The sequence below is a fragment of the Alteromonas sp. I10 genome (assembly GCF_003201515.1).
GTDB lineage: Bacteria > Pseudomonadota > Gammaproteobacteria > Enterobacterales > Alteromonadaceae > Alteromonas > Alteromonas macleodii.
In genome coordinates, this window is sequence record NZ_QJJN01000004.1 from 442,067 (window position 1) to 451,503 (window position 9,437).

12 protein-coding genes and 1 pseudogene are annotated in these 9,437 nt (G+C 38.5%); all 13 read right to left on the minus strand.

Going from position 1 to position 9,437, the window contains the following annotated elements; genetic code table 11:
• Positions 1–708 precede the first annotated feature (708 nt).
• The 13 genes and pseudogenes from BZA03_RS10975 to BZA03_RS11050 all read right to left on the minus strand — a co-directional run bounded on the left by BZA03_RS10975 (position 709) and on the right by BZA03_RS11050 (position 9,273).
• Complete coding sequence (locus tag BZA03_RS10975; RefSeq protein ID WP_110288794.1) at positions 709–1,299, minus strand: hypothetical protein; 591 nt, start codon at positions 1,297–1,299, stop codon at positions 709–711.
• Between the two features lie 132 nt (positions 1,300–1,431).
• Positions 1,432–1,788 (minus strand): hypothetical protein, encoded by a 357-nt coding sequence (locus BZA03_RS10980; RefSeq protein ID WP_080752417.1) that lies wholly within the window; start codon positions 1,786–1,788, stop codon positions 1,432–1,434.
• 889 nt (positions 1,789–2,677) lie between these two features.
• Positions 2,678–2,866 carry a hypothetical protein gene (locus tag BZA03_RS10990; RefSeq protein WP_014979453.1) on the minus strand — a complete coding sequence of 63 codons (189 nt, stop codon included), beginning with the start codon at positions 2,864–2,866 and terminating at the stop codon, positions 2,678–2,680.
• 197 nt (positions 2,867–3,063) lie between these two features.
• Positions 3,064–3,492 (minus strand): hypothetical protein, encoded by a 429-nt coding sequence (locus BZA03_RS10995; protein WP_014979452.1) that lies wholly within the window; start codon positions 3,490–3,492, stop codon positions 3,064–3,066.
• Positions 3,493–3,618: 126 nt separating this feature from the next.
• On the minus strand, positions 3,619–3,981 hold the full coding sequence (locus BZA03_RS11000; protein WP_110288796.1) for a hypothetical protein: 363 nt from the start codon (positions 3,979–3,981) through the stop codon (positions 3,619–3,621).
• Between the two features lie 270 nt (positions 3,982–4,251).
• Positions 4,252–4,797, minus strand: a pseudogene (locus BZA03_RS20590) (DUF695 domain-containing protein).
• A 54-nt stretch (positions 4,798–4,851) separates the two neighbouring features.
• A complete protein-coding gene (locus tag BZA03_RS11015) occupies positions 4,852–5,433 on the minus strand; it encodes a hypothetical protein (protein ID WP_110288797.1) in 582 nt (193 codons plus the stop codon).
• A gap of 94 nt (positions 5,434–5,527) precedes the next feature.
• The gene (locus tag BZA03_RS11020; RefSeq protein WP_146212364.1) at positions 5,528–5,884 is read right to left on the minus strand and encodes a hypothetical protein; all 357 of its coding nucleotides are present in this window, start codon (positions 5,882–5,884) and stop codon (positions 5,528–5,530) included.
• 58 nt (positions 5,885–5,942) lie between these two features.
• Positions 5,943–6,443 carry a YcxB family protein gene (locus tag BZA03_RS11025; protein WP_039236180.1) on the minus strand — a complete coding sequence of 167 codons (501 nt, stop codon included), beginning with the start codon at positions 6,441–6,443 and terminating at the stop codon, positions 5,943–5,945.
• 125 nt (positions 6,444–6,568) lie between these two features.
• Entirely contained in the window at positions 6,569–7,210 is a 642-nt protein-coding gene (locus tag BZA03_RS11030; RefSeq protein WP_075177347.1) for a YIP1 family protein, read from the minus strand.
• A gap of 121 nt (positions 7,211–7,331) precedes the next feature.
• Entirely contained in the window at positions 7,332–7,742 is a 411-nt protein-coding gene (locus tag BZA03_RS11035) for a hypothetical protein (protein ID WP_110288799.1), read from the minus strand.
• A 142-nt stretch (positions 7,743–7,884) separates the two neighbouring features.
• Positions 7,885–8,463 carry a DUF6624 domain-containing protein gene (locus tag BZA03_RS11040; protein WP_110288800.1) on the minus strand — a complete coding sequence of 193 codons (579 nt, stop codon included), beginning with the start codon at positions 8,461–8,463 and terminating at the stop codon, positions 7,885–7,887.
• Positions 8,464–8,982: 519 nt separating this feature from the next.
• A complete protein-coding gene (locus tag BZA03_RS11050) occupies positions 8,983–9,273 on the minus strand; it encodes a hypothetical protein (protein ID WP_110288802.1) in 291 nt (96 codons plus the stop codon).
• Positions 9,274–9,437 lie beyond the last annotated feature (164 nt).

The window sequence follows — 9,437 nt, forward strand, 5'->3', positions numbered from 1 at the left end:
ACCATGCTGCTCTGACCGGCTAATCCGCACTTTTACTTTGTTTTATTTCTTGCGAACTTTCAGTGAAACCTGTGTTAAAGCCTTCAACAAAGGGCTCAGCGGACAAGGATAGAAAGAGACAAAATGAACCAAGCAACATCATGTTTCGCTTGTTTTTTCTATATCCGAAACCACTGAAATAAACGAATAAGATAAATAAAATAGCCTCAAAGTAAAACATCGTAATTCCTTTTAGTTTTCAATTTTTATGAGTGTAGTAGATAGTCTGTCATGTGATCTGATGATTAGTGTTCGGTAAGGTGGCTTCCCATGAAACAAGTGCAGCACAGAGGCTCGATATTATGAGCATAAGGAAAGCTAAACCAATGTTTAAGAACCCTGCTATAAATCCGTGGAATAAACTTGGCTGGTAGCTTAAAGCAAGACTTCCTTTAACATGAACAGGATCACTTAAGGAGAAATAGTCAAATATGACAGCTAAAAACAAAACCAAAGAGAGACTAAAGAAAAAGTACCCTAGATAGGCTAGAAGACGAGCGACAAATAAAAGAACTTCTAGGTTCTTCGGTTTTAAATTAGAGTAGGGCACTAGCTTCATAATAATTCCATTTATACGTGTTTATGATGAGGCACGGGTCTATTGCCACACAAGACTCAGTTAAGGTTAGCACCACGAGTCTTCGTGTTCCAGCTAACTAAGTAATTGCGTTAATCTACTTGTTCGCTGCCACTGCCAATAATTTTCCATTCAGGATTAATATTTTGCGAGGTTGCATCAACAAACTGGGTAACCTTTGTTCCTAAAAATAGATATTCGATTGAATAAGGTTCAAAGTCCAATTCTCCTTTAAATCCTAAACCACTGTCTTTTATTTTTGAATAGTTTTCATAGGGAACACTTCTTAGGTTTTTTAACTCGTAAGATAAGCCTTTCCATTCAAACCTAAACCCTTCAAATGCCCCCAGTTCAGATGCTCCTAGAATGTGTTTTTCACCATCCTTTGAAGATACGATAACAATCTGAGCTTCTTTTTTGTCCTTGTTTGCGTCAATACCAAAGAGAATATATCGGTCTCTATTCTCGTTCCAAACCCGATACATAGCCCCTGATTCACTTGACGATTCAAAATCTAGTCTTTGGACTTGCAAGAACATAGTGAAGTAACAATCATCATCACAGTGCACTAAAAATGAATTTAATTCTGCTTTGCCGGCGGGGGTGTCATGTTCGCTTGAAAAAAGAGTTTGAGCGCCCGCGGTATGGGCAATCAAACAAAAAATAAAAACGAGTATCTTCATAAAAAACATCCTTATTGTTAAACAGCGCAGTTCGCCTCTTACTATTGGGCGATAATAAATGGTTAATATAAGAACCGAAGTGAAGCATCCCATGTGGTAGAGGTTTGGCGAGGGCATCTTCAATGCTCGCACTCATTTTTGGCCTGTGATATGCCAAGTGATTGCCGCCACTACAAGCATAAAAGCGAGTTGATAAAATGGCATAACAGCATAAATAAGGGCGGACTGTCCATCACTGCCCGTATATGTATAGGATGAGTAATAAGGCACTAAAGCTAGAATGCCCGAGAATAAACCAGCAGATGACACGATTAGATTAAGTTTTGAATTTTTGGTCTTAACCAGAACCAATAAAATAGACAATAACAGTGGTGCTGCAATATAAATTTGGAACCAATTTAACCCGAACCCTGACGTGCCAATTGTTGCCAGCATAATTGCAAGTGAGAACAGTATTATCATTTTTCTCATAAGAGTGACTTCCTTCATGTTCCTAATTTCCTTATGTGGGACGTAAACAGGCTGGCGATGATAGAGAAACCACCTAGCGTGTAGCTGTGCTGTTCGTTGAGGCCCCTCTTGATTTAGTATTAAAAGCATAAAGATAAATAGCAGCGTGGTAAATATCAAAGAATAAACAAATAGTTGGACCTGATGTCGAGCGAAGTTCGGGGCGTAGTCCAACGATTTTACGGGCGAGTTGATGCGATCATTAACTATGCCTTAAAACTTCAAACCCAAGTACACATGATACGGTTAAAAGACCGAACCAACCTAAAATATGCCCAAAGTCCTCGCCGAAATAATCTAATGAAGAAAAGCCCTCTATAATTTCACTGGCAGGTTTGGAGAATACGACAAGGCTAATACTTAAACCCGGTTCCCATAGCAAGTACCAATAAGTTGATAATCGCCAACTTGTACCTTCAGTGGTAGCTATGAAAAACGTCAACACAGCAAAGAATGCAATGCCTATTATTTTGGAACTTCTCCACCTTTTAAAACTGTCCGCCAATGAATGCCGATATTCGTATTTAGCGTACAGAAAGACAAAAACAATTGGAGATAAATAGAGTAGAAAAATAGTGAATGAAAATAACATGCTCATTAAAATAGCTAACGGGAAGTGATGAAACGGCATAGTAGTATAGCCGCTCAGCGTGTTTGCGCTCCAACAACTAAAGGGAACGACTTTAATTCTTGGTTATGTACCAGGCATCAATCTCTTTCTGGTTTCACTCAGGGCATACAGCTACCATACTGAACTCAACGAGTGTTAATGCGGTTGGTAGTAGGCACACAGACCCTTGAGTGATAAGAGGTTTAGGCCTACGTCGTTCGCAAGTATTATTCGAAGTAAATTTTGTGAGTTGGCAGTTTACGCCTTTTTATAGGTCGCTTTTTTGTTTTCTGATTCAGCTTTATAAGAGTTATACCAAAATAAACCTTCAAAAACGAAAGCCAATAAAATTAATCCAAATGTTCCATTTATCATGCCAAGACTAAATGTGACAATGGCAGCAATCAAAAATGTAAGAATAAATAAAACACGATAGTGGTTCTTCATAACCTTTCCCTAGTAAAAGTTCGCCTATTTAATATAGTGCAGTTTTACAGTTGTTCTGAATAACTTTGTAAAAATGTGTTTCACTTAGCTGATAACTTCAAGATTACGCTAAGGAGTACAAAAACATGACCAAATAGACGAAGACGCCCAGCCATTGTGCGTCCCTGCGAATGCAAGTGAACACCAACAGTTGTTTGTTAGCTGCCAACGCAATCAGATGGTCGCATAGTAAAACTATGTAACTTTTCCCCGTTATGGGCTAGGTAGTTTGAAGTCACTGCAACACCCACTTTCGAAAAATAACTATTTTCATTTGAATTGCAGTATTCATTTAACTGCATATCTTCAAGCTGTCCAAAAGTTAAGATATCCTGGGATTCATCGTGGTCAAGAATATACTCGTAAACAATTGTTCTCCCTTCAAGCTGGACACTATTTAACTGAGTTATATCGTCTAGAAATATTGGTACCATTTCATTGATCTCATTCACAACATTTTGTAATTGAGCGTCACTTATTTTCAACGATTCTTTCTTTATGAAAGGCTTCCATACCGAATTCGAAATCAATGAAAGACTTCCGATAATAAGCAGAAAAATTACTACCGTTTTTGTTGTTTTGTCCATGCTTACCTTCTGGCAGCTACCATTTCAATAACGGCTGAAGACACGTGGGGAATAATGGCGAGGCCACCCCGCATATATGCGTCTCAGCGAACGAAGTTAGTGCGTTTATTGGGGTGTTAGGTGCGCTCACGCCAAGACCCCATTTAGCAGCATACTTGGCATAAAAAAGTAAAAAGTCAATAAGCCCGAACTTGTAAATAGAAGTGCGGCTACACAAAAAGAAGCTTGTACGAAGAAAACGGAAGGTTTAGCAGATGCACTATGCCTAAAAGCTACTACTGAGGTTTTTAAACACTCTTTAATTGCTTGGTATTTAGTCGAAAACCAAGAAAGGAGGGGAGCTAGGCTAGCAAAAACGAGAGCAAATGCGACTTCCATACCGCCTAGTTGAACTAAGAAGGCTATCTCTGGCAAAAATGCGGCTGCAACAACCATTGCGATGCCGATAACTACCCGTTGTGAATTAGTTAATTCATTCCATGATTTCATAATTTTCCCTTTTAGCACCTAACAGCCCACTCAATATGATAGCCTGATAGTGGTGTTTCTGCATCTAAGTTAGTGCCGCAGCTTATAGCTTTAACGCCTTCATATTCAGAGAATACTTCTTCGGCTCTTGGGCTACGCAATCTATTTTCTGAATAAACGAATAAAAGGTTCCTGTTCCCTTAAGTACAAAACGTTCAACTTAACAGGCTAATATTAGCAACGAAGGAGAGCAAGCCTGCTGCTTCGCGTCCTTGTTCCAGTGTTTGTTAGCTATATGCCAAATTCAGTCTGAAGTTTTTTAAGGTTACTCCACTCTTTATCTCTATAGAAATTAATGTCAATAGGATAAGCATCGTGACCAGATAAGGCTTCATTAAAATGCTTCATGAATACTTCCCTATCAGCGATATAAAACACAAACTCTTAAAGGTCATTTCCTGTCGCTGAGTATACGTCGAAATAAAGCTCTTCTCGGCCTCTGATTGTTTCAAGGCCATCTTCAAGTTTGATCATGAGTTCATTCACATGTTTTGGCGGCATTCCATTATTAGTTGAGCCATCATATGTCCATGAAACTACAGTCAACCACTCCATTTTTGAACGAGTGCTGCCATCAGGAAAATCATTCATGAACTTATAAACGACAGGTTTTCCTTGAATTGTGGCTTCACCAACGGACCATGTATCCACTGACCACGCCATGAACGAAACTCCAAGAATTAGAATTGATAAAAGATACTTGAACATATAGCTAACTTTAAAATAAGGGGCGCAGACATGTGAGCTGAGATTCGAGCGAATTGAGTCAGCCGCCATGTTTGTGTCCGAACGATTCCGCGAGCGACTTAATTTTATTGATAGAAGACAAAGCTATATGTACAAATCGTGCTTCTGTAACACCTTACGTATTTTAGCTTGGTCTTCTAATACTGTTTTATATACCCATTTATAAAAGTATTTTCCATTAGTGGCGATAACTGTTTCTGCTTTTTTCTTTCCTAGCACTTCGGTAAGTGCATCGAGTTCCATTAAGCAAACGGCGAGGTGTAAGTAAGTTGAAAACTGACTTCTTGCTCCATCTGGATAGCCTACGGGGACAGACGGATACATTTTGCGTAGCTCTGATATTGTATTTTCTACTTCTTTTTTCTTTGAGTCTTCAAACCAGTGTATCTGCTCATGTAATAGTTGAGACAAACCTGCTGGGTCATTGTTTGGCATTGAAGCTTTTAGTGTCAAAATAGGGTGACTAAACGGACTTCTAGCAGACTCATCTATGACTATTTTATTCGTAAACCACCACTTGCTAAGGTCATGTTGTTCTATGAGCCTTAAAACTTGTGTTCGTTTCATTTCCTCTTTATCACTGTCATTCGATAGAGAAATTTCAACATTTGCAGAAGCCAATTGAGATAGTAAAGTTAAAGGTATAGCTAAGTTTAAGATTTTCATAAAACTTCCTTGTCTTGTAACAGCCCACTAAGTGGCAGTTACGCATGGGCTAGAGTCAGAAGAGAATCGACATAGCCCATGTGTTTGCGTCCCATTATTTCTCTGAAGCTTGGACTTTATTGCCCACTGAAACATTAAATATAGACAACACTAACGTTAGTAAAAGAAAAAAACACCCAGCAATTATCATCCCGATAACACCGAAGTTGCTGTGGTTGTTAAACTTGGTGGCAATATCACGAAGTGTTTCACCATTTAGTACCAACTGATTAGGGTCAATATTCTTTGATGCAAGTGACTCAATTTGAATATCGTGTAATGAGAAAAGAAATTCTGTTGTAGCATTCGTTGATTGAAAAATGTACCAAGCTAAAATCCAGAATGTCACGCCAACTACCATGAAAAATGATTGAACAGGTTTCGAATCAATACTTACTGATATGGTATTCATAGAGCTTTCCTTGTCAGATAACGTCCCAGCGAACGAAGTGAGTAACATTAGCGTTTTGTTAGGCATCTTTCCAAAACTTCCTTGAAGCCAAGTAGAAATTACTAAACTCTTCCTCGCTATCAAAACTTGAGTTTGGTATTACATGAAATAATCCAGGGGCTATTTGAATAAGCATGTATTGCCTAAGCTTTCGAATGTCTGTAATACCTTTCCACATTGTTTTAGCTTCATTCGCTGCAGTTTTTTCATACAAACCACCTTCAGAAATCTCGTATTCATGTAAGCCCAAAACACCATTTTCAACTGAAGATGATAGTAAAATTTGAAGTAGGTTTGTTGCTAGCCCCAATATGGCCGCAGCAAGTCCTGACGTTAAAGCAATCAGGAAAGTGACCACCCATTCTTCAGTCGTTTGGGGAACGCCATGTTTAAATATTGCATAGGCCCACAAGGCAGCGAAAACGATAGCTATTAACGAATAAGTACCTTTGCTTTTTAACGCGAGCCAAATATTGAGCTTCACAATATCAGACTTTTTAATATCGACAGAAATTTTCATGTTCATCCTTGAAGCCTAACTTTTAAATATGGGGCGTAGGCGCGGGGTAATAATGGCGAAGCCGCGCACGTGTTTGCGTCCCAACTCACGAAGTGAGTGACTTAATTTTCTTGTTAGGTGCTATTTTATTTTATATACAAAGAAACAAAAACGTAAAAAGACAAGATAAGTATATTTACTATTATTGGAGCAGCGATAAACCACCATATAGCTAACCATCTTTTAACTTTAAAATTTGTAGCTACAGCTTTATAGCTGACGATTAGAGACCAAACAACAAAAACCATAGCTACAATTGAAAATATATAATCTTCACTATAGAAGCTTAAATAATCTTTATAGCAAATAGTTACAATAAGCATTCCTATTGCAACTGGTAAGGCGTATACCATGTTAGAAATAACGTAAATAGTGCGCCCTAGTTCTCGATTGAATTGACCAGCACCACACCACTTTATTCGTAAGTTATAAAACCAACCGCCGATCCACCATATTAACCATGCAAAGAGAAAGCCGATAACCAAAGATACAGACCAAAATACAAACCAGCTAGTAACTATTGTGTTTAATAAAGCCTCTTTAGATTCTGGTACATTGACCATATCGTAGCGAATTACTTTTTGTTCTATCCTTTCAAAGACGACAATGACACTATAAAAAGCCGTAGCTAAAACGATAAGCCAACGCTTTTGAAGTAAGTTTGTATCTAAAAAGAATTGTGAGGGTCTAAAATATAGACGGTAAAATTTATTAAAAATCGATGTCATTTAAATTCCGTTTTTAAAAAAACACAATAGATTGAACATGTGTTTGAGCTCCAAACTAATCGCCGCGTAGTTTTAATGTTCCAGCAAGCTTGCGAGCGACTTAAGTAGTTTGTTATGTGCGTTAGTTTACAATTACCTCGGTCTCAATATAAATAGAGTGCTCATCTAACTCCCCTGATGGGCAAATTGTAACCGATTTTATTTGAACTAACGCTTTAGGTTTTACGGCTTCATTTAACCAAAAATCTTCTCGTATAACGCTAAACTCAGGTTGCCCAATTGAGTGAGCGCCATCTCCATTGAAATCTTCGAACGGTTGAGTGGAAACAATATCAACAAGCTCGCCTTCTTCAACGATATTGCCTAGATGAGTGATTTTACCATTAATGACATCCTCATTTATGGCATCCCACCATGCATCACTACCAAGCAAAGGGGTTGTCTCAAAATAGCTAGAAAAAGACGACTTTATTTCATCATTGATCTCATTTGCCCACTCAGGGGCTTTCTTCAATTCAAAAATAACTTCCATTGTTAATTATCCTCAGCACATAGCGCTAAGCTTTGGGGCGCTAGCACGTGGGCTAAAATCCGAACGAAGTGAGCCAGCCCGTGTGTTAGCGTCCCAGCGATCGAAGTGAGTACGTTTATTGGTTTGTTATGTGCGTGACTATTCATTTCACAGGCATGCCGTAAGCTTCTGCAACTATTTTTTCGTATTCTTCCATTGAAGGAAGCCCGACTTCTGCTCTTCTTTTATTTACATTCTCTTTGTCTAAAATCGGGTCGAAAACTAGCTCACCATTTAGGATGTTTAACTGGGTTCCATACAATTGTGGTTTATTCTGATGAACTAAGATTCTATCTGTCAGTAGAGCAAATTCTTGACCAGTAACACCTTCGCCGTTCAAGAAGGATTGCTTTAAAAGTGGAAGCATTTCTTCTTGAAATTTGTAGTCTGGTGAATGTTGCACAATTAAGAATGCGGCTGAAACACCTTTTTTACCAACTGAGTCTTCAGTAACCCACGAGTGCTGTTCAACGATTTCTTTCAGTCTATCTGTATTTCTTGTATCGATAAGCCTCATTTTTTCGAGCAAATCAGTAGGCGCGTTTTTCCATCCGATAGTAGCTATTTTATTTCTGACTTCTTGATCAGCTTTTTCCATGGACACAAGTTCTTTTTGTAACTCTGTATTTGAAGCGGCTAAGCATTGAAATGAGAAGATGATAATTAATAGAGAGATACGCATTTTTAAAGTCCTTTTAGCACATAACTTTTCAATAACGGGCGCACGCACATAGGGCATAATGGCGAAGCCGCCCTGCGTGTATGCGTCCCAACGAACGAAGTGAGTGACTTATTTTTTTTGTTATGTGACTTTGCCAATACAGAGTACCTAAGTTTTATGGAATTTAGAAACTGGGTATATGGCAACCAGAGCGAACATAAAAAACACTTCGAAGGCCAGAAGCCCACTAATCGCAATTAAGATAATGTTAAGCGCTAACTGTTTATTGGACATATCAAAGTACCTGCGCAACCAGTCTATTTCACTGAGCAGATAGAAAAAAATGACGAATGCAAAAGTACAACTAGCTAAAACATTGAGCTTGAAAACACAAGGAAGTATGAAGAAGCAACTAGATAAAAAAAGGACCAATAACTGTATCTGAGGAAGTTGCAGTCTGTCTTCATTAGTCATTAGATGATTCTATTCCTTTAGTCCCAGCGAGTGGCATAATTTGTTTGTTATACGCAATAGCCAAAATCAACCGCCATATTGCATTACTAAGTAAAAGCCACAAACTAAACATACCGAAACAAAGCAAGGAATACCAAATAACTGCAGTTTTTGTTTTAGCGCCAGAGACTTTGAGCTAGCTGAAAGAGCAATACAAGGGAGCAATTGTGATATGAAAATAGGAATGATGAAAACGCTTATTGGATAACCAACATAATTTGCAATGAAATCGCCTGCATTACCTACATACCAAATTTGAAGTAAAAAGTTGAGTAAGCAAACTAATACAACAAGACCAATAAATTCCTTTTTACTCACAGGTTTCCTTTTGCGTACAACGCCCCGATAACGGGCGAATACTTGCTGCGTAAATGGCGAAGCCGCAGGAAGTAGGCGTCCCAGCGAGCGTAGCGAGTGTGTTGATCGGTTTGTTATAACTACTCATCCTTATCACCCAATAAAAGCTGTCTTAGCATTGGGCG